We start from the raw sequence: 19,931 nt of genomic DNA, 5'->3' as shown, positions 1-19,931 counted from the left end.
CTATGGCCCCGTCACGGACATGACCGCGACGGTATCATCGCTGGTCATCCGCACTTCCAACTCACTCTCCTACAGATAAGATTCGAACTCCTGACATCTGCCTTGCAAAGGCAGCGCTCTACCAACTGAGCTAAGGCCCCTCAGCGAGGTCTCAGTCGTCGAGAGTGTGCCAGATTTCACCGCGGCGGACTCGGATCATCGCCGCGGCCGCGGTAGCCACCGCCAGCAGCAATGCAATCCGCACGCGCGCCCTTCCCGTCGACCAGGACATCGTGGGCCTAGGAGGACTCGAACCTCCGACCTCTTCGTTATCAGCGAAGCGCTCTAACCGCCTGAGCTATAGGCCCGTATTTCACATACGACCGAGCGACGAGATTACCCCACCACCGGCACTGCACCCAAACCGGTGAACCGGGGCTAATCCCGGTCGGCCAGCGTGACCTCCACACCACCGACGATGTCGGTGGACAGGTTGTAGATGAACGCGCCGACGGTGGCCATCGCCGTCAGCAGCACGATGTTCACCAGACCGATCAGGGCGGCACCGCCGAAGATCGTTCCGCTGGAGACCAGTTCACCCCCGCCGCCGCTGGTGGCGGTCAGCAGGTCGCCCACATTGCTGTTGAGCTTGCTCCACACACCCATGCCGCCGAGCACCAGGTACAAGAACGCCACGGCGATCATCCAGACGAAGAACAGCGCCACCGACAGCAGCAGCGACACCTTCAGAACGCTCCACGGATCGACGTGCCGGATCTGCATGCTGGCCCGCACCGGACCGCGGGACCGGCCGGCGGCCACCTGAACCCGCGCGGCCGCCCCGGCTGGGCGCGACGACGACTCGGGGGCGGGCTTGCGCTGCTGGGCGACGGGCTTGGGCGGAGTCGACCCGGACAGGTCCGGCAGCTCGCTGCTGTAGGCCTCCGGGCGGGCGACCTCAGTGCGCTCGGCGCGCGCCTCGGGCCGGGGCTCGGGACGCGGCTCCGGCCGGGCTTCGGGCCGCGGCTCGGGGCGGTTCGCCGGAGCCTCGCTCTCGGGCCGCGGCGACGGCGGCCCGCCCACGCTCGACATGTCGGGCGCCGCCGAGCCCGTGATGAACCGGTTCACCCGGGCCTCGATGCTCGGGCCCCCCTGCTGGCCCGCCGGCCGGGGCTGACCCTCGGCGGCCGGCCGCTGCGGGGCCCCGCCTTGCCGGGCCCGCGTCGCACCGCGCTGCCACGGCGGCACCTCGCCGGATCCACCGTTGGCACCCGGTCCGGGTTGGCCCGGCTCGTTCGGTGCGCTCACCGCCACTCCTTACCTGTCCGCTTACCTGTCCGGCCCAGCCGCTACGACTCGTCGGCTTCCTGCTCCACGTCGGCCACCTCGTCCACAACGTCCGTCGCGTCCGTGCTGTCCTGTTCCTCGGCATTGCGGGCAATGGCTAACAGTGTGTCGCCCTCTCCCAGGTTCATCAAGCGAACGCCCTTGGTCTGGCGCCCGGCCTTGCGGACCTGACGTGCCGCGGTGCGGATGACGCCGCCGCCCGAGGTGATGGCATACAACTCGCTGTCTTCGTCGACCACCAACGCGCCCACCAGACTGCCACGGCGACGGTCGTATTGAATGGTCAGGATGCCTTTACCGCCGCGGCCCTGCGGGGTGTACTCCTCGATCGCGGTGCGCTTGGCATAACCACCCGCCGTTGCCACCAGCAGATACGTTCCCTCCCGCACGACGTTGAGCGACAGCAGCTGGTCGTCGGCGTTGAACCGCATGCCCTGCACACCCGAGGTGGCGCGGCCCATCGGCCGCAGTGCCTCATCGGTGGCCGAGAACCGGATCGACTGGCCGTTGGCGCTGACCAGCAGCAGGTCCTCCTCCGCCGAGCACAGCACCGCACCGACCAACTCGTCGCCGTCGCGCAGGTTGATCGCCACGATCCCGCCCGACCGGTTGGAGTCGAAGTCGGTCAGCTTCGTCTTCTTCACCAGCCCGTTGCGGGTGGCCAGCACCAGGTAGGGCGCGTCGTCGTAGCTCTTGATCTGGATGACCTGGGCGATGCGTTCCTCGGGCTGGAACGCCAGCAGGTTGGCCACGTGCTGACCGCGCGCGGTGCGCGACGCCTCCGGCAGTTCGTAGGCCTTGGCCCGGTACACCCGGCCCTGGGTGGTGAAGAACAGGATCCAGTCATGCGTCGAGGACACGAAGAAGTGCCGCACGATGTCGTCCTGTTTGAGGCCTGCGCCCTGCACGCCCTTGCCGCCACGCTTCTGGCTGCGGTACAGGTCGGTTTTTGTCCGCTTGGCGTATCCGGTCTCTGTGATGGTGACCACCACGTCCTCGCGGGCGATCAGGTCCTCGTCCGACACGTCGCCATCGGAGGCGACGATCCGGGTGCGCCGGTCGTCGCCGTGCTTGTCGGCGATCTCCTTGAGCTCGTCGCGGACGATCGCGCGCTGCCGTTCTGGCTTGGCCAGGATGTCTTCCAGGTCCGCGATCTCGGCCTCGATCTTGGCGAGGTCGTCGACGATGCGCTGGCGCTCGAGGGCGGCCAGGCGGCGCAACTGCATGTCGAGGATGGCCTGGGCCTGGATCTCGTCGACGTCGAGCAGCTCCATCAGGCCCACCCGGGCCACGTCGGCACTTTCCGACGCCCGGATCAACGCGATGACCTCATCGAGAGCGTCGAGCGCCTTGACCAGACCGCGCAGGATATGGGCCCGCTCGTTGGCCTTGCGCAGCCGATACCGGGTGCGCCGGACGATCACGTCGAGCTGGTGGGCGACGTAGTAGCGGATCATCTGGTCCAGGCGCAGCGTCCTGGGTACGCCGTCGACGATCGACAGCATGTTCGCGCCGAAGCTGGTCTGCAGCTGGGTGTGCTTGTAGAGGTTGTTCAGCACCACCTTGGCCACGGCGTCGCGCTTGATCTCCACGACGATGCGCAGGCCGACCCGATCACTGGACTGGTCTTCGATATTCGAGATACCGGCGAGCTTGCCGTCGCGGACCTGCTCGGCGATCGAGGTGATGAAGTTGTCGTGGTTGACCTGATACGGCAACTCGGTGATCACGATCGACGTGCGACCGCGCGAGTCCTCCTCGATCTCCACGACACCACGCATCCGGATCGAGCCGCGGCCCGTGGTGTACGCGTCATGGATGCCTTGGGATCCGACGATCAGACCGGAGGTCGGGAAGTCCGGTCCCTTGACCCGTTCGCAGACGGCGGCCAGCGTCGCCTCTTCGTCGGCCTCGTGGTTCTCCAGGCACCAGTAGACGGCCTCGGCCAACTCGCGCAGGTTGTGCGGCGGAATGTTGGTGGCCATACCGACGGCGATACCGCCCGAACCGTTGGCCAGCAGGTTCGGGAACCGGCTGGGCAGAACGGTCGGCTCCTGCACACGGCCGTCATAGTTCGGAATGAAATCGACTGTCTCCTCGTCGATTTCACGCAACATCTCCATGGCCAACGGCGTCAGCCTGGCCTCGGTGTAGCGCATCGCGGCCGCGGGGTCGTTACCCGGCGATCCGAAGTTGCCCTGACCGTCGACGAGCGGGTACCGCAACGACCACGGCTGCGCCATCCGCACCAAGGTGTCGTAGATCGACGAATCACCGTGCGGGTGATAGTTACCCATCGTCTCGGCGACGGAGCGCGCCGACTTCGCGTGGCCGCGGTCCGGCCGGAACCCGGAGTCGAACATTGCGTAGAGCACGCGGCGGTGCACCGGCTTGAGGCCATCTCGGACCTCGGGCAGCGCGCGGCCCACGATGACGCTCATCGCGTAGTCGATGTAGCTGCGCTGCATCTCCTGCTGGATGTCGACCGGCTCGATGCGGTCGCCCGCCTCGTCGCCGGGGGGCAGGGTGGTGTCAGTCATGTGATTCCTCTTCGAATCCCCAGGCGGGGCTAAACATCCAGGAAGCGAACGTCTTTGGCGTTACGGGTGATGAAGCTGCGACGCGCCTCGACGTCTTCGCCCATCAGGATGGAGAACAGCTCGTCGGCCGCGGCGGCGTCGTCGAGGGTGACCTGCCGCAGTACCCGCACGGAGGGATCCATGGTGGTTTCCCACAGCTCCTTGGCGTCCATCTCGCCCAGACCCTTGTAGCGCTGGATGCCGTCGTCGACGTTGATCTTCTTGCCGGCCGCCTTGCCGGCCTCCAGCAGACCGTCGCGTTCCCGGTCGGAATAGGCGAATTCGGGCTCGCTGCGCTGCCACTTCAGCTTGTACAGCGGGGGCTGGGCCAGGAAGATGTGGCCGTTCTCCACCAGCGGCTTCATGAACCGGAACAGCAGCGTCAGCAGCAGCGTCGAAATATGTTGTCCGTCAACGTCGGCGTCGGCCATCAACACGATCTTGTGATAGCGCAGCTTGGAGATGTCGAACTCGTCGTGGATGCCGGTGCCCAGCGCGGTGATGATGGCCTGGACTTCGGTGTTCTTCAGCACGCGATCGATGCGCGCCTTCTCCACGTTGATGATCTTGCCGCGCAGCGGCAGGATCGCCTGGAACATCGAATCCCGGCCGCTCTTGGCCGAGCCGCCGGCCGAATCACCCTCCACCACATACAGTTCGGACTTGCTCGGATCGGTAGAGCGGCAGTCGGCGAGCTTGCCGGGCAGGCCGCCGATATCGGTTGCGCTCTTGCGGCGCACCAGTTCCCGGGCTTTGCGCGCGGCGATGCGCGCCTGCGCCGAGGACACCGCCTTGTTCACCACGGTCTTGGCCTCGGTCGGGTTGGCCTCGAACCAGTGCGTCAGCTGCTCGTTGCAGATCTTCTGCACGAAGGACTTCACCTCGGTGTTGCCGAGCTTGGTCTTGGTCTGGCCCTCGAACTGCGGCTGCGAGACCTTCACCGAGATCACCGCCGCGAGGCCCTCGCGGATGTCGTCACCGGTGAGGTTCGCATCCTTTTCCTTGAGCAGCTTCTTGTCCTTGGCGTACTTGTTCACCACCGTGGTCAGCGCGGCGCGGAACCCTTCCTCGTGGGTGCCGCCCTCGTGGGTGTTGATGGTGTTGGCGAAGGTGTGCACCGACTCCGAATAGCCGGCGTTCCACTGCATCGCGATCTCGACCTCGTGGCCCTCGCCCTTGCCGTCGAAGTCGATCACGCTGGGCTGGATCGCGTTCTTGGTGCGGTTGATGTGCTTGACGAAATCGACCAGACCGCCGGGATAGTGGAACACCCGGTGCTTGACCTTGTGGTGCTGCCCAGCTGCTTCGGCGGCCTTCTCCTCCGCCGATTTCGGGGCCTCCGCGGTGTCGCTGACAACCTCGTCGACCACCTGCTCGGGGGTCACCCGCTCGTCGGTGAGCTCGATGGTCAGACCCTTGTTGAGGAACGCCATCTCCTGCAGGCGCCGGGCGATCGTCTCGAAGTCATACGTGGTGGTCTCGAAGATGTCCGGATCGGCCCAGAACCGGATCGTGGTACCGGTCTCGCGGGTCTTCTCGCCCTGACGCAGGGTGCCGGGCACCGACCGGTCATAGGTCTGGAACCACTCGTAGCCTGCGGTGCGGACGTCGGCCTCCAACCGGACCGACAGCGCGTTCACCACCGAGACGCCCACGCCGTGCAGACCGCCGGAGACCTGGTAGGCGCCCTCTTCGAACTTGCCGCCGGCGTGCAGAACCGTCATGACGACATCGATCGTGGGGATCCCGGTGGCGTGCATTGCCACCGGGATACCGCGGCCGTCATCGGTGACCTCGACACCGCCGTCCTCGAGGATTCGCACCGACACCTTGGTGGCGAAGCCGGCCATCGCCTCGTCCACCGAGTTGTCGACGACCTCCCAGACGAGGTGGTGCAGTCCTCGTTCTCCGGTCGAGCCGATATACATGCCCGGACGTTTGCGGACCGCCTCAAGGCCTTCGAGGACTTTGATCGAGTCGGCACCGTACTGTTCGTTGGCAGCCACTAGCGGAACGCTCTCCTTGGGGTTCGCAGGCGCACGATTCACCGACCGTGCGCAGGTCTTGAGTAAGTCTACCGGTTAGCGCACTTCGGACTGAGTCTGCGGCGGCGTTTCTACACACCTAGTTGCGCCGTGCACGGAATTTCTCGGATCGGCATACGTCTTGACGCTTGACACGGCAGTCGACGACCGTGTCGTGGCTGTCAGCCGACTGTGATCGCGCACCTCAGCCATAGGTGTCGCGCGGGCCACGTCCGGAGATGTGCAGCGGGCCCTTGCGCCAGGACGGCGCGACCGGCCCGGTGATCTTCAGCGACGTGACCACGCCGTCACCCACGGCGGCGGCGATCTTGGCCAGCAGCTGCGACTGGACCATTCGCAGCTGGGTGGCCCAGGCGGTCGATTCGGCGGTGACGCTGAGCACTCCGTCGCGCAGGGCGGTCGGCTCGGCATGCTCTGCGATCTGCTCGCCGACCACCGTGGCCCACTGCGCAAACACCGCGCCCTCGGCGACCTTCGGCGTCCAGCCGCGCGACTTGGCGAGTTCGTTGGCCACCGATCCCAGCGGCTGCGGATCGCGGCGATCCGGTCCGGGTCCCGACCAGCTGCGCCGCCCACCTCGGTTCACCGCCCGGCGGGTCCCGGGGGAGCGCCGGCCGCGGCCGACCTCCTTACCCTGACTGCGCGCGGCGCCACGGGCTTCTTCCAGCGCTCGGCGCACCAGATCCATCCCGGCCAGCCCGGCGAGATGATCCGGTGGGCCGGTGCGCTCGCCGGCGTCGTCGTCGTCGGGCTCCGTCATCCACTCACCTCCGACATCCGGCCACCGTCATCGTCGCGCAGCACCACCCCGATCCGGGTGGCATCCCAGTCGGTCGGGATGTCCTCACCCACGGCGGCGGTGATCAGTACCTGCTCGGCGTCGGCGGCCACCCCGGCCAGCGCCCGACGCCGGGCGTTGTCGAGTTCGGCGAACACATCGTCGAGGATCAACACCGGTTCGCTGCCCTCGGTGCGCAGCAACTCATAGGACGCGAGCCGCAATGCCAGTGCCATGGACCAGGATTCACCATGGCTGGCGAACCCCTTGGCCGGCTGGTCCCCGAGCCGCAGCTCCAGGTCGTCGCGGTGCGGACCGACCAGACACACCCCGCGTTCCAGCTCAGCTCCACGCCGGGCCGCCAGCCCGGCCAACAACGCGGCCTCCAAAGACTGCACGTCTTGAGTCTCCGCGGATTCCACACTGCTGCGGTAGCTGATGGCTGCGGGTCGCGAGGCCGGCGCCAGCAGCTGGTAGGCCTTCTCGACCTCCGGAGCCAACAGGTTCACCAGCTCGATGCGGGCCGCCATCAGTTCAGCGCCGTGCGCAGCCAGGTGCCCGTCCCATACGTCCAGCGTCTCCAAGACCCCGGAATCACCCCGAAAGCGGGCTCCCGCAGCGGATTTCAGCAGCGCGGTGCGTTGCTTGAGAACCTTCTCGTAGTCGGCACGGATCGCCGCGACCCGGGGCCTGCGTACCGAGGCCAGCTCGTCGAGATAGCGCCGGCGCTCGCCGGGATCGCCGCGGACCAGCGCCAGATCCTCCGGGGCGAACAACACCGCGCGCACCGCCCCGAGCACCTCGCGGGTGCTGCGCACCGGTGAACGGTTCAGTCGAGCCTTGTTCGCCCGACCCGCCGCGATCTCGATGTCCACCGCGAGTTCTCGGCCCTCGTTCACCACGATCGTGGACACCACCGCCCGCTCGGCCCCGGCCCGGATCAACGGTGCGTCGGTGGCCACCCGGTGTGACCCGAGAGTGGCGCAATACCACAGTGCCTCAACAAGATTCGTTTTGCCGAAGCCGTTGGGACCGACAAAGACCGTCCGGCCCGGTGCCAACTCGAGTTCGACGTGTTGCCACGACCGAAAGTCGCGTAGCGCCAGGTGCCGGACGTACATCGGGCCTCGCTATCCCGACACCGAGACCCGCTTGACCGCGTGGCCGCCGAACTGGTTGCGCAGCGCCGACACCGCCTTCATCGTCGGCGAATCTTCTTGCCGCGACGCAAATCTCGCGAACAGCGACGCCGCGATCACCGGCATGGGTACCCGGTGGCGAATGGCCTCTTCCACGGTCCAGCGGCCTTCGCCGGAATCCTCGGTGTAGCCCGAGATCGCGTCGAACGCCGGATCTTCCGCCAGGGCCTTGGCCAGCAGCTGCTGCAACCACGACCGCACCACTGTGCCGTTGGTCCAGGCCTGGATGACGGCCTGGGTGTCCTTGATCAACGGCTCGGCTGCCAGCAGTTCGTACCCTTCGGCATACGCCATCATCAGCCCGTACTCGATACCGTTGTGCACCATCTTGGCGTAATGACCCGCACCCACCGGACCCGCGTGCACGAAACCGTCGGCGAGGTCGCCGGGCGGGCGCAGGGTGTCGAAAATCGGCATCACCCGCGCGACATCCTCGTCGCTGCCGCCGACCATCAGGCCGTAGCCCTCGGCCAAGCCCCAGATACCGCCGGAAACACCCGCATCGACGAACGAAATGCCTTTTTTCCCAAGCAGTTCCGCGTGCGGTCCGTCCTCGGTGTACTTGGAGTTGCCGCCGTCGATCACCAGGTCGCCTGGGCTGAGTACCTCGGCCAGCGAGCTGATCGTGTCATCGGTGATCGGACCGGACGGCACCATGACCCACACCACCCGCGGAGCGGTCAGCGCCTCGGCCAACCCGGCCAGGCTCGGCACATCCGTCACCTCGGGTCGGGGGTCGTACCCGATGACCTCGTGGCCACCTTCGCGCAGTCGCTGGCGCATGTTGAAGCCCATTTTGCCGAGACCGACCAAACCCAATTGCATGTGTGCCTCTCTAGGTCAGGGTCCGGTTCAACCGGGAAGCCGGACCGGCATCAACAGGTATACGTAGTCGGTCTGAACGGCGGGGAACGGCCCGGTGCCGTCCACCTGTTCATCACCGTTCGCCGGGCGCAACACCGCAGGCCGGCTGGGGGTGGTGAAACCGAAGGTCACCCGGTCGGAATGCAGCGAACCCAGACCGTCGGTCAGATAGGTGGGATTGAACGCGATCGTCAGCGGCTCCCCGGCGAATTCGACCGGCAGGTCTTCCTCGGCGCGGCCCACGTCGTCGGCGCCGGCCGACAAGTGCAGCACGCCGTCGCCGAATTCCATCCGCACCTGCGCGCCGCGGTCGGCCACCAGGGCGACGCGCTTGATCGCGTCGCTGAGCTCGGCCACCCCGATGGTCGCCACCGCGGTGTGCTCGGCAGGCAGCAGCTGGCGGAACTTGGGGAACTCCGCGTCGAGCAACCGAGTGGTGCTGCGCTTGCCGCCGCTGCGGATACCGAGCAGTCCTTCCTTGCCCACCGAGGACCCCGCACCCAGGGCCAGGTGGACCTCGGCACCCGAGGTGCCGGCTTTGGCGGCCTCGGCCAAGGTCTTGGCCGGCACCAGCACGGCGGCTTCCAGGCTCGGCGACGAGGTCGACCAGGTCAGTTCGCGCACCGCCAGCCGGAATCGGTCGGTGGCGGCCAAAACCACTGTCTCACCGGAAATTTCCACCCGGATACCGGTCAGCATGGGCAGCGTGTCGTCGCGCCCGGCCGCGACGGCCACCTGACCGATCGCCTCGGCGAACAGATCAGCCGAGATCACACCGGTTTCGTCCGGCAGCTCGGGAAGCGCGGGATAATCCTCCACCGCCATCGTCGGCAGCGAGAATCGGGCGCTTCCGCACGTCAACGACACCCTGGTGCCTTCGACGGTGACGTCGACGGGCTTGGCCGGCAGCGCCCGGGTGATGTCGGACAGCAACCGGCCGGAAACCAAAGCGCTTCCCGGAGAAGCGATTTCGGCGGGAACCCGGACTTCGGCCGACACTTCGTAGTCGAATCCGGAAATGGTCAGACCCTCATCGGTGCCGGTGAGCAACACGCCTGCCAGCACTGGCACGGTCGGGCGACTCGGCAGGTTACGGGCAACCCAGGCCACCGCATCGGCGAAGTCTTCCCGCACCAGGCGGAACTTCAAGTCGGAGCCAACCGTCGTAGTGGCCACGTGCACCCTGTCCCTTCATCACCCGAACAACCCCGACCGGCGTCCGCCACATGCCATCGGCACGGGCGAGCGTGGTCTGTGAGCGACAGCCGCCGAACGGCAGTCAGAACAACAACCGTAGAGCGTCGGGCGCCATCTTGAAAGCTAATCGATCCGGGTGACAAGAGCCCTGCCGAACGGCCCGCGACGCTCTGTGAACCGGGTACTCCCCAACGCTGTCTTCAAAGAAGAAAACGGAAGAGAGATAAGGGCAACAGTAATAGGGCCTGTGCAAGCTGTGGACGGGACGGTCGATCGCCTGCTCCGATGCGGTGCGGGCATGTGGATGAGTTGTGCATGGTTGGCCGCCGATCACCGAAGCGGTGTGTACAGCCCGCGGTTGTTCATCGTTGTTGCCGTACTTCGGCGCACAACACCAGTGTTGTCCCCAGCGGTGTGCACAAGCCCGCGGTGTGACGACTGGTACGACAGTGACCAAAGTTTTTTGCGCCGAAGACACGCAAGAGAACAGAAGAAGGGTGATTTCAGCGCTTGGAGCGCTGGCGGATCCGCGTGGTGAGTTCCTTGACGTGATCGAAGACCTCACGCCGGTGGGCCATTTCACCGCGAATCTTTTTCTCGGCGTACATGACCGTGGTGTGGTCGCGGCCGAAGGCCTGCCCGATCTTGGGCAGGGACAGATCGGTGAGTTCTCGGCACAGATACATCGCGATCTGCCGGGACTGGGCCAGCGCCCTGGTCTTACCGGGGCCCCGCAGTTCCTCGACGGTGGTGTCGAAGTACTCGGCGGTGGCCGCCATGATCGCCGCCGTGCTGATCTGCATGGTGCCGGCGTCGGCGATCAGATCCCGCAACACGATCTCGGCCAACGCCTTGTCGATCGGCGTCTTGTTCAGCGAGGCGAACGCAGTGACCCGGATGAGGGCACCTTCGAGCTCGCGGATGTTGCGCTCGATACTGCTGGCGATCAGCTCCAGCACGTCGTCTGGAACGTCGAGCCGCTCCATCTGCGCCTTCTTGCGCAGAATCGCAATCCGGGTCTCCAACTCGGGTGGCTGAACGTCGGTGATCAGGCCCCATTCGAACCGGGTCCGCAAGCGGTCCTCGAGGGTGGCCAGCTGCTTGGGCGGGCGATCTGAGGAGATGACGATCTGCTTGTTCGCATTGTGCAGGGTGTTGAAGGTGTGGAAGAACTCCTCCTGGATACCTTCCTTGCCCTCGATGAACTGAATGTCGTCGACCAGCAGCACGTCGATATCGCGGTAACTGCGCTTGAAGGCCACCTTGCGGTCGTCGCGCAGCGAGTTGATGAAGTCGTTGGTGAACTCTTCGGTCGAGACGTACTTCACTCGCATCCCGGGAAAGAGTCGTTGCGCATAGTTGCCTGCGGCGTGCAACAGATGGGTCTTGCCCAGCCCGGACTCACCCCAGATGAACAACGGGTTGTAGGCGCGGGCCGGGGCTTCGGCGATCGCCAGCGCGGCGGCGTGGGCGAACCGGTTGGAGGCACCGATGACGAAGGTGTCGAAGGTGTAGCGCCGGTTGAGGCTGATGCCGGGTGCTTCGGCGGACGGGTTACTCCGCGGCCGCTCGATAAAGTAACTCGGCCAGGTCTCGTGGGCACTGGCCAGCGCCTCCCGATCTTCGTCGACTTCGTCGAGCTCCAAATCGACTGCCGGCGGATCGGGTACCGCAGTGTCCTCGTCCTCCTGCAGATCCGGTGGGGCGATGCGGACACCGAGTTCGACTCGTTGGCCGAGTCGCCGGCTGAGGGCGTCGACGATCTGCGTCCGCAGATGCCGTTCGATCTCGTTCTGGACGAAGCTGCTCGGCACGGACAACAGCGCGAAGCCTTCGGCGATCGTCAGCGGCTGGACCAGTTTGAGCCAGGCGCGCTGTTGCGGAGTGAGCGGCGCGTCACCGGCAGTTCCGTTCGGGCGGGAGTCCGCGGTTCCGTCGCCGTTGAGCTCGGCGACCACCGAGCTCCACACGGTGGCGAATGCTGAACCGGGATCTTCGGTCAACGACAGATCCCCCTGGTCCGATCGGTAATTGTCATCCGGCACATAAAAGCAAATGAGACGACGACGAATCTGTCCACATAGTTATCCACAGGTGTGGACAGGACAGTCGTCCTCGTCTCGCAGCATATCGGCGCAGGGTCGCGGGTCGGCAGTTAATCCGAGCAACTGGTTGGACTGTCCGCCGGCCTGTGCCCCCGATTCCCGATTGCGTGCCGCCTCGTGCTGAAGCGGCTTGGCAGAAGCTAACAGTTTTCGCGGCGGGTGCCAACCGTTCTGCAACATTCCGATCACGTTGGCATAACGGCATCCAGGCCGTCGGTGACAGCTGTGACCCCCGTGCCCTGATCGTGCTGGGCGCCGCCGGGATCTCGCGGTGACGGACGGCACGACAAGGCGGTTTGACCAGGCGAAGTGACGTCAGTACCCTCGAACAGTCGCCCGAACGTTGGCGATACGGCTGCGACCGGGTTTCGGGACCGCGCCGGTTACGAGCGAGACCAGAGCTTACAACGAGCAGTGGCGTTCGTCCGGGTACACGCGCAAGCGGATATACCGGGCAGCGACTGCCATACGACGAGGAGATACAGCCGTGGCCAAGGGCAAGCGGACCTTTCAGCCGAACAACCGGCGCCGGGCGCGGGTTCATGGCTTCCGTCTGCGCATGCGCACCCGTGCCGGGCGCGCCATCGTGACGGGCCGGCGCCGCAAGGGGCGTCGTTCTCTGACTGCCTGATCCACGAGATCACGCGGCGTGCTCCCGGCTCAGTTCCGGATGACACGGTCTGCGGAGTTCGGCGCCACCATCAAGCACGGGGTGCGAGCGGCGCAGCCGGACATCGTCGTGCATGCACGGCGTGACAACGCCGACGGCGGACCACGCATCGGTTTGGTCGTCGCGAAATCCGTCGGCAACGCGGTCCAGCGCCACCAGGTCTCCCGCCGGTTGCGCCACGTCGCGCGGTCGGTGTTGCCGGAGCTGACCCCCGACGAACGGGTGGTGATCCGGGCGCTGCCCAGCAGCAAGGACGCGGTGTCCGCCCGTCTTGAACACCAGCTCCGTGCCGGTCTTCGCCGCAGTCACGATCTGATGGCGAGGACGCGGTGACCCACCTTCCGGTTCGCGGCCTGATCTTCCTCATCGAGCTCTACCGCCACACCATCTCGCCGCTTCGGTTGCCCACGTGTCGGTTCACCCCGACATGCAGTCAGTACGCGGTGGATGCACTGACCGAGTACGGCTTGATTCGGGGGAGTTGGCTGACCCTGATCCGGCTGGGGAAGTGCGGTCCGTGGCATCGGGGAGGATGGGACCCAATACCCGAGCGGTGCCCGCAGGCCCCCGGGACCGATGTCGAAAACGACAGCAGGAGCATGCATGTTTAACTGGTTCAGCCTGGACGTCATCTATTACCCGGTCTCGGGCATTATGTGGCTCTGGTACAAGCTGTTCGCATTCATCCTGGGGCCCACCAACTTCTTCGCGTGGGCGCTGTCGGTGATGTTCTTGGTGTTCACCCTGCGCGCGCTGCTCTACAAGCCGTTCGTCCGCCAGATCCGCACCACCCGGCAGATGCAGGAACTGCAACCTCAGATCAAGGCGCTGCAGAAGAAGTACGGCAAGGACCGCCAGCGGATGGCGCTGGAGATGCAGAAGCTGCAGCGCGAACACGGATTCAACCCGATCCTCGGCTGTCTGCCGATGCTCGCGCAGATCCCGGTGTTCCTCGGTCTCTATCACGTGCTGATGTCCTTCAACCGCACCCAGACCGGAATCGGCCGGCTCGGGCTGTCGGTCGAGGAGAACCGCAGCCTGCCCAACTATGTCTTCAGTGCGACCGACGTCAGCCACTTCCTTGACGCCAACCTGTTCGGTGCCCCACTCGGCGCGACGATGATCCAGCAGCACGGCCTGGAGGCCTTCACCGAATTCAACCGCGCCGCGGTGATCGCGGTCGGCATCCCGCTGATGATCGCCGCCGGTATCGCCACCTACTTCAACAGCCGGGCATCGGTCGCGCGCCAGAGCCCGGAAGCCGCGGCCAACCCGCAGACCGCGATGATGAACAAGCTCGCGCTGTACGTCTTCCCGCTCGGTGTCGTGGTGGGTGGTCCGTTCCTGCCGATCGCGATCATCATCTACTGGGTGTCCAACAACATCTGGACCTTCGGCCAGCAGCACTACGTGTTCGGCCGGATCGAGAAGGAAGAAGAGGCCAAGAAGGAGGAGGCGCTGGCGCGCCGCGCGGCCAACGCACCGGCGCCGGGCGTCAAGCCGACCAAGCCCAAGAAGAGCGCGCCGGCCGCGACGAATGGTGCGGCGGGACCCGACGACGACGCGGCGCTCAGCGACGGCGATGCCGAACCCGACACCGGCCCGGAGAAACCGGCCGACGGCGGCCCGCCGAGCCGCACACCGCGTCCAGGGGCGCGGCCCAAGAAACGTAAGCGTTGACCGGAGATCGCTCCGGCGAAAGAGGGAGAGACACATGGCGGATGCCGAGATCACGGATGTGACCGAAACCGAGGCGGTCGTGGACGAGGGCTTGAACACAGAAGAGTCCGACACAGCGTCCGACAAGGGGGAGGACCTCGAAGAGCGCCTCGTTGCCGAGGGTGAGATCGCCGGCGACTATTTGGAGGAACTGCTCGACCTGCTCGACTTCGACGGGGACATCGACCTCGATGTGGAGGGTAACCGCGCGATCGTGAGCATCGACGGCGGTGACGATCTGTCGAAGCTCGTCGGGCGCAAAGGCGAGGTCCTGGACGCACTGCAGGAGCTGACCCGACTGGCGGTGCACCAGAAGACCGGTGAGCGCAGCCGGCTGATGCTGGACATCGCGAACTGGCGCCGCCGCCGCCGCGAAGAGCTCAGCGCGCTGGGCGACAAGGTGGCCCGCCGTGTCCTGGAGACCGGCGAACGCGAAGAGCTCGCGCCGATGACGCCGTTCGAGCGCAAGATCGTGCACGACGCCGTCGCCGGGGTGGACGGTGTGCACAGCGAGAGCGAGGGCGTCGAGCCGTCACGCCGCGTTGTCGTGCTGAAGGGCTGAAGTTACATCGGTGTAGTTCGTTACCCGGGTGCTGAGATGACCGGAGGATGTTTCACGTGAAACATGGCAGTGCGCCGCCACCTCCGACGGCTGCCGCGGTCGTCTTCGGTGACCGCGTCGGCCTGGCCCAGCGTTACGCAGATCTTCTGGCCGGCCCCGGCGTCGAGCGGGGGCTGCTCGGGCCGCGTGAGGTCGACAGGTTGTGGGAGCGACACATCCTCAACAGCGCGGCGGTCGCCGAGTTGGTGGAGCCCGCTGCCCGTGTCCTCGACATCGGCAGCGGCGCCGGATTGCCGGGACTGCCGATCGCGATCGCGCGCCCGGACGTCCGGGTTGCGCTGATCGAGCCGATGCTGCGCCGGGTCGAGTTCCTCGATGAGGTGGTCGCCGCGCTGGGGCTGCCGATCGAGATCGTCCGTGGCCGCGCCGAGGAGCCTGGTGTGCGTAGCCGGGTCGGGGGAGCCGACGTCGTGGTGTCACGCGCGGTAGCCTCGCTGGACAAACTGACCCGGTGGAGCCTGCCGCTGCTGCGGCCGGGTGGCCGGATGTTGGCGATGAAGGGCGAGCGCGCCGACGAGGAAGTCGATGAAGGCCGGCGTGGAATGGCGTCGCTGGGCGCGACCGATGTGCGGGTGGTGAGATGTGGAGAGAGCTATTCGGATCCTCCGGTTACCGTGGTGATCGCGGTGCGCGGGGAGCGAGCACCCGGCGGGAAACGGACCACACGAACCTCGGAGAGAAGAGGATCATGACTGTCCCACCCAACCCTGAATCGGGGACGGCGGGCGCCGATGTTTCACGTGAAACATGGAGCCCCCCCAACGACGACGAGACCCCGATCGGCGCAGCCGCGCAGCGCGCCATGCAGGTGTTGCACACCGTCGCGGGCCAACTGCCCCGGCCTCGCCACCGCCGCGTCTTCACCGTCGCCAACCAGAAGGGCGGAGTGGGGAAGACGACCACGGCGGTCAACCTCGCGGCAGCGCTGGCGGTCCAGGGATTGAAGACTCTGGTGATCGACCTCGATCCGCAGGGCAATGCCAGCACCGCGCTCGGGATCGCCGATCGCCACTCCGGCACACCGTCGTCCTACGAGGTGCTCCTCGGTGAGATCCCGCTCCAGGCCGCTATCCGCCAGAGTCCGCACAGCGAGCGGTTGTTCTGCGTGCCGGCGACCATCGATCTGGCCGGCGCCGAGATCGAACTCGTCAGCATGGTCGCCCGGGAGAACCGGCTGCGCACCGCGTTGGCCGCGCTCGACGACTCCGACTTCGACTACGTCTTCATCGACTGCCCGCCGTCACTGGGACTGCTCACCCTGAACGCTCTGGTGGCCGCACCGGAGGTGCTGATTCCCATCCAGTGCGAGTACTACGCCCTCGAGGGCGTCTCGCAGTTGATGAACAACATCGAGATGGTGCGGGCCCACCTCAATCCGCAGCTGTCGGTGTCGACCGTCGTACTCACCATGTACGACGGCCGCACCAAGCTGGCCGACCAGGTGGCTTCGGAGGTGCGCCGCTTCTTCGGTACCAAGGTTTTGCAGACAGTGATCCCGCGGAGTGTCAAAGTATCCGAGGCGCCGGGATACAGCATGACGATCATCGATTACGACCCCGGATCGCGTGGTGCGATGAGCTACCTCGACGCCAGTAAAGAACTCGCCCAACGCGGGACCCCGGCATCAGTGGAGGCACAGTCATGACCCAGCCCTCGTCGAAGAAGAAGGGCGGCCTCGGTCGCGGCTTGGCGTCACTGATCCCGACCGGCCCGGCCGATGGCGGCCCGCGATTGGGCGACGCCGCGGCCGATGTGGTGATCGGTGGGGCCCCGCTGAACGTCGACGCGGTCGGCGCCGTCTACCGTGAGATCGACCCATCGGCCATCGAGCCCAACCCGCGCCAGCCCCGCCAGGTCTTCGACGAGGAGGCCCTCGCCGAGCTGGTGCACTCCATTCGTGAGTTCGGGTTGATGCAACCGATCGTGGTGCGCGCGGTTCCGGGCGCCGGACCCGGCGCGCCGAGCCGCTACCAGTTGGTGATGGGGGAGCGGCGCTGGCGGGCCGCGCAGCAGGCCGGTCTTGCGACGATCCCAGCGATCGTGCGGGAGACGGCCGAAGACAACCTGCTCCGCGATGCACTCCTGGAGAACATCCACCGGGTCCAGCTGAACCCACTGGAAGAGGCGGCCGCCTACCAGCAGCTGCTGGAGGAGTTCGAGGTCACCCACGACGAACTCGCCGCCCGCATCGGTCGGTCGCGCCCGGTGATCACCAACATGATCCGGTTGCTGCGGTTGCCGATCGCTGTCCAGCGCCGGGTGGCCGCCGGTGTGCTGTCGGCGGGCCACGCCCGGGCGTTGCTGTCGCTGGAGGCCGGGCCCGAGGCCCAGGAAGAGTTGGCCGCGCGGATCGTCGCCGAGGGACTCTCGGTTCGCGCCACTGAGGAGGCCGTCACCCTGGCCAATCGATCGGATGCGAAGACGCCGACCGCCCCGCGCCGCAAGCCGATCCAGATGCCCGGATTGCAGGATGTGGCCGAACGGCTCTCCAGCACCTTCGACACTCGGGTGACGGTGAGTCTGGGCAAGCGCAAGGGCAAGATCGTCGTCGAATTCGGTTCGGTCGATGATCTGCAGCGGATTGTGGACATGATGAACCGGTCGGGCGGCTGAAAACCCGCACACCAGGACACCGGCGAGTTCCGTCACTGTGACGCCAGATCCCGTGAACGTTCGCTGCCCAGCCCATCGAGCGAGGAATCACCCAGTGCGGCATAGCCTTTCAGCCCCAGCGGGTCGCAGCATTCGTTGCCTGGCCACCACTGGCACGTTCGGCGTCGGCTCTCCTATCCTTAAGGGGCTGTCGTGCACATGTGCACCGCGTGAAAGCCGGGGAGGCTAGTGTCCGTTCGCATCATGCCGCTGCGGCTCGAGGCGTTCGAGCAGTTGCCCAAGCACGCCCGCCGCTGTGTGTTCTGGGAACTCGACCCCGCGACGCTGAGCGCCGGCGACTATCTTCCGGACCCCGAGTTCGAGAAGGAAGCCTGGCTGTCGATGGTCATGCTGGAGTGGGGGTCGTGCGGGCAGGTGGCCGTCGCCGCATCAGGTGCCGGGGCGGAGTCCGCCGACGACGACCCGTGCCTGGGCTACGTGCTCTACGCGCCGCCGCGGGCGGTGCCACGCGCCCAGCGCTTCCCGACCGGGCCGGTCAGTGCGGATGCGGTGCTGCTGACCTCGATGGGCATCGAGCCCGGACAAAGTGACGGTCTGACGCACTCCTTGATCAGCCAAGTGGTCAGCGAGTTGGTCCGCCGCGGGGTTCGCGCGTTGGAGGCGTTCGGCCGTACCGCCGATGCCACCGAGCTGCTCGACGCCGACACGGTGGACCCGGATGTGCGGCCGGCGATCGAAGTGCTGGGGGACTGCTCCTTCGACCAGTGCATGATCGGCGCGGACTTCCTGCTCGACGCAGGATTCACCGTTGTCGCCCCGCACCGCTACTTCCCGCGGCTGCGGCTGGAACTGGACAAGGGCCTGGGCTGGAAGGCGGAGGTCGAGGCTGCGCTGGAACGCCTGCTGACCAGTGCCCAACTACAGCAGCCGGTGGGCGCCGGCGCCGAGGTGCGTGGTCGGGCGCGTTAGAGCGCGGGCCGGGCCTGTTCGACCGACAGCTCGTGGGCGAGCAGCTCGGCGAACGTGAAAGTGCCTGTGGGTCGGTCGTTTTTGCCCAACAGATAGAGCCGCTTGACCGCCGCCAGGATGCCCTCGGCGATGGAGTCGCGGGCCTGGCTGGTCACCAGCATCGACCGGTCGCGCGGGTTGGTGATGTAGCCGACGTCAACCTGAACGGTGGGCATCCGGGTCAGCCGCAGCAGATCCCAGGTCCGGCCATGGGTGCGGCAGTCGCGTAAACCGGTGCGGGCCACAACTTCTCGCTGAATGAAGTCGGCCAGATTGCGGCCGATCGTCGACACCGAACCGTGCGAGCTACCGAAGTAGAACGACGCCACGCCGTTGGCCGACGGGCTCGGCTGGGTCTCACAGCGCAGGCTGATCATCAGGTCCGCGCCGACGGTGTTGGCGGTGGCGGCCCGCTCGGCATCCAGCGGGCTCCGGTTGGCCGGGCGCGACAGGAAGGTCTCCATGCCGATCGCGGTCATCCGGCCTTCCAGCCGACATGCCAAGTCCCACAAGATGTCTGCTTCGCTGATCGGTCCGTCTGGGCCGTGGGTGATCAGGCCGTGGTCGGTCCCGCCGCGGCCCGGATCGATGATGATCCGTTTCCCCGACAGCCGCGGCCCGGACCGGCGGACCAATTCCTCTTCCCGGATGGCGTGCAGCGAGCCCCCGGTGACCCGGGAACCCAGAAAGTACAAGGACCGCAACGTTTCCGGGCCGCAGATGCCGTCGGCAGCCATACCGTACTCACGCTGGTAGGACATCAGCGCGTTGTGCGTCTGCAACCCGAAGTAGCCGTCGACCAGGGCGGTGTAGAAACCGAGTTCCTGCAGCTTCGATTGCAGGGTGGCCACGTCGTCGCCGTACATCGGGGCGCCGAACTGGTGGATCAGGGTGCGCGCGCCGAGCCGGTAGGAGGCCTCGCGCAGTGCGCGGTAGGTGGCCTCCCCGACGATCCCGTCGACGATCAGCCCACGGCGCTGCTGGAATGCGCGAACAGCGTGGTCGAGGTCGTCGTCGAAGAGATCGGCCGCCACATGTTGTCCGGTGGTGAGATTCTCGTCGTGGTTGTCGACCAGCCCCAGCGCCGCCAGCGCCGCGCGGATCTCGACGACGGCGCCGCTGCGGTCACCGCGGCGCAAGAGATCATCTCGGCCGCTGCGGTCCCAGGAGGCGTCGCCCCCGGCACCGTGGCGAAGACTCGACATA

The 19,931-nt window shown here is 66.5% G+C and carries 18 protein-coding genes and 2 tRNA genes; 9 read left to right on the top strand and 11 right to left on the bottom strand.

Annotation, left to right across the window (positions count from 1 at the left end; translation table 11 throughout):
* Nucleotides 1-74: 74 nt before the first annotated feature.
* The 10 genes from MSZK_RS27650 to dnaA form a co-directional block, all read right to left on the bottom strand.
* A tRNA-Ala gene (locus MSZK_RS27650) sits at nucleotides 75-132 on the bottom strand.
* A gap of 141 nt (nucleotides 133-273) precedes the next feature.
* Nucleotides 274-347, bottom strand: a tRNA-Ile gene (locus MSZK_RS27645).
* A gap of 70 nt (nucleotides 348-417) precedes the next feature.
* Nucleotides 418-1,287 (bottom strand): DUF3566 domain-containing protein, encoded by an 870-nt coding sequence (locus MSZK_RS27640; protein ID WP_099251731.1) that lies wholly within the window; start codon nucleotides 1,285-1,287, stop codon nucleotides 418-420.
* Nucleotides 1,288-1,328: 41 nt separating this feature from the next.
* Nucleotides 1,329-3,866 (bottom strand): DNA gyrase subunit A, encoded by a 2,538-nt coding sequence (gene gyrA / locus MSZK_RS27635; RefSeq protein WP_099251723.1) that lies wholly within the window; start codon nucleotides 3,864-3,866, stop codon nucleotides 1,329-1,331.
* 29 nt (nucleotides 3,867-3,895) lie between these two features.
* Nucleotides 3,896-5,911, bottom strand: a complete 2,016-nt coding sequence (gene gyrB, locus MSZK_RS27630) for a DNA topoisomerase (ATP-hydrolyzing) subunit B (protein WP_099251722.1) — start codon at nucleotides 5,909-5,911, stop codon at nucleotides 3,896-3,898.
* 223 nt (nucleotides 5,912-6,134) lie between these two features.
* Complete coding sequence (locus MSZK_RS27625) at nucleotides 6,135-6,710, bottom strand: DUF721 family protein (protein WP_099251721.1); 576 nt, start codon at nucleotides 6,708-6,710, stop codon at nucleotides 6,135-6,137.
* On the bottom strand, nucleotides 6,707-7,849 hold the full coding sequence (gene recF, locus MSZK_RS27620; protein WP_099251720.1) for a DNA replication/repair protein RecF: 1,143 nt from the start codon (nucleotides 7,847-7,849) through the stop codon (nucleotides 6,707-6,709). The genes MSZK_RS27625 and recF overlap by 4 nt, the downstream gene beginning before the upstream one ends.
* A gap of 9 nt (nucleotides 7,850-7,858) precedes the next feature.
* A complete protein-coding gene (gene gnd / locus MSZK_RS27615) occupies nucleotides 7,859-8,752 on the bottom strand; it encodes a phosphogluconate dehydrogenase (NAD(+)-dependent, decarboxylating) (RefSeq protein WP_099251719.1) in 894 nt (297 codons plus the stop codon).
* Nucleotides 8,753-8,779: 27 nt separating this feature from the next.
* Nucleotides 8,780-9,973, bottom strand: coding sequence for a DNA polymerase III subunit beta (dnaN, locus tag MSZK_RS27610; RefSeq protein ID WP_099251718.1), 1,194 nt, complete (start codon nucleotides 9,971-9,973; stop codon nucleotides 8,780-8,782).
* A 518-nt stretch (nucleotides 9,974-10,491) separates the two neighbouring features.
* Complete coding sequence (dnaA, locus tag MSZK_RS27605) at nucleotides 10,492-11,991, bottom strand: chromosomal replication initiator protein DnaA (protein ID WP_099251730.1); 1,500 nt, start codon at nucleotides 11,989-11,991, stop codon at nucleotides 10,492-10,494.
* 589 nt (nucleotides 11,992-12,580) lie between these two features.
* Between dnaA and rpmH the strand changes: the two genes are divergently transcribed.
* The 9 genes from rpmH to MSZK_RS27560 all read left to right on the top strand — a co-directional run bounded on the left by rpmH (nucleotide 12,581) and on the right by MSZK_RS27560 (nucleotide 18,686).
* On the top strand, nucleotides 12,581-12,724 hold the full coding sequence (gene rpmH / locus MSZK_RS27600) for a 50S ribosomal protein L34 (protein WP_005142265.1): 144 nt from the start codon (nucleotides 12,581-12,583) through the stop codon (nucleotides 12,722-12,724).
* 18 nt (nucleotides 12,725-12,742) lie between these two features.
* The gene (rnpA, locus tag MSZK_RS27595; RefSeq protein WP_099251717.1) at nucleotides 12,743-13,096 is read left to right on the top strand and encodes a ribonuclease P protein component; all 354 of its coding nucleotides are present in this window, start codon (nucleotides 12,743-12,745) and stop codon (nucleotides 13,094-13,096) included.
* Nucleotides 13,093-13,374, top strand: a complete 282-nt coding sequence (gene yidD, locus MSZK_RS27590) for a membrane protein insertion efficiency factor YidD (RefSeq protein ID WP_099251716.1) — start codon at nucleotides 13,093-13,095, stop codon at nucleotides 13,372-13,374. The genes rnpA and yidD overlap by 4 nt, the downstream gene beginning before the upstream one ends.
* The gene (gene yidC / locus MSZK_RS27585) at nucleotides 13,367-14,443 is read left to right on the top strand and encodes a membrane protein insertase YidC (protein ID WP_099251715.1); all 1,077 of its coding nucleotides are present in this window, start codon (nucleotides 13,367-13,369) and stop codon (nucleotides 14,441-14,443) included. Before yidD ends, yidC begins: the two co-directional genes overlap by 8 nt.
* 34 nt (nucleotides 14,444-14,477) lie before the next feature.
* Entirely contained in the window at nucleotides 14,478-15,044 is a 567-nt protein-coding gene (locus MSZK_RS27580; protein ID WP_199203517.1) for a R3H domain-containing nucleic acid-binding protein, read from the top strand.
* Nucleotides 15,045-15,091: 47 nt separating this feature from the next.
* Nucleotides 15,092-15,796, top strand: a complete 705-nt coding sequence (rsmG, locus tag MSZK_RS27575) for a 16S rRNA (guanine(527)-N(7))-methyltransferase RsmG (RefSeq protein WP_099251714.1) — start codon at nucleotides 15,092-15,094, stop codon at nucleotides 15,794-15,796.
* Nucleotides 15,793-16,749 carry a ParA family protein gene (locus tag MSZK_RS27570; RefSeq protein WP_233211546.1) on the top strand — a complete coding sequence of 319 codons (957 nt, stop codon included), beginning with the start codon at nucleotides 15,793-15,795 and terminating at the stop codon, nucleotides 16,747-16,749. The genes rsmG and MSZK_RS27570 overlap by 4 nt, the downstream gene beginning before the upstream one ends.
* Entirely contained in the window at nucleotides 16,746-17,717 is a 972-nt protein-coding gene (locus tag MSZK_RS27565) for a ParB/RepB/Spo0J family partition protein (protein WP_099251712.1), read from the top strand. The genes MSZK_RS27570 and MSZK_RS27565 overlap by 4 nt, the downstream gene beginning before the upstream one ends.
* Nucleotides 17,718-17,945: 228 nt before the next feature.
* Nucleotides 17,946-18,686: an acetyltransferase gene (locus MSZK_RS27560; protein ID WP_099251711.1), complete on the top strand. Its 741-nt coding sequence runs from the start codon at nucleotides 17,946-17,948 to the stop codon at nucleotides 18,684-18,686.
* On the opposite strand, the gene MSZK_RS27555 is transcribed toward MSZK_RS27560, so the two are convergent.
* Nucleotides 18,683-19,930: an N-acetylmuramoyl-L-alanine amidase gene (locus MSZK_RS27555; protein WP_199203516.1), complete on the bottom strand. Its 1,248-nt coding sequence runs from the start codon at nucleotides 19,928-19,930 to the stop codon at nucleotides 18,683-18,685. The genes MSZK_RS27560 and MSZK_RS27555 overlap by 4 nt on opposite strands.
* Between the last annotated feature and the right edge of the window lies 1 nt (nucleotide 19,931).

The sequence above is a fragment of the Mycobacterium sp. shizuoka-1 genome (assembly GCF_002723835.1).
In the GTDB taxonomy this organism is placed as follows: Bacteria; Actinomycetota; Actinomycetes; order Mycobacteriales; family Mycobacteriaceae; genus Mycobacterium.
This window is presented reverse-complemented; position numbering and strand designations above follow the sequence as displayed.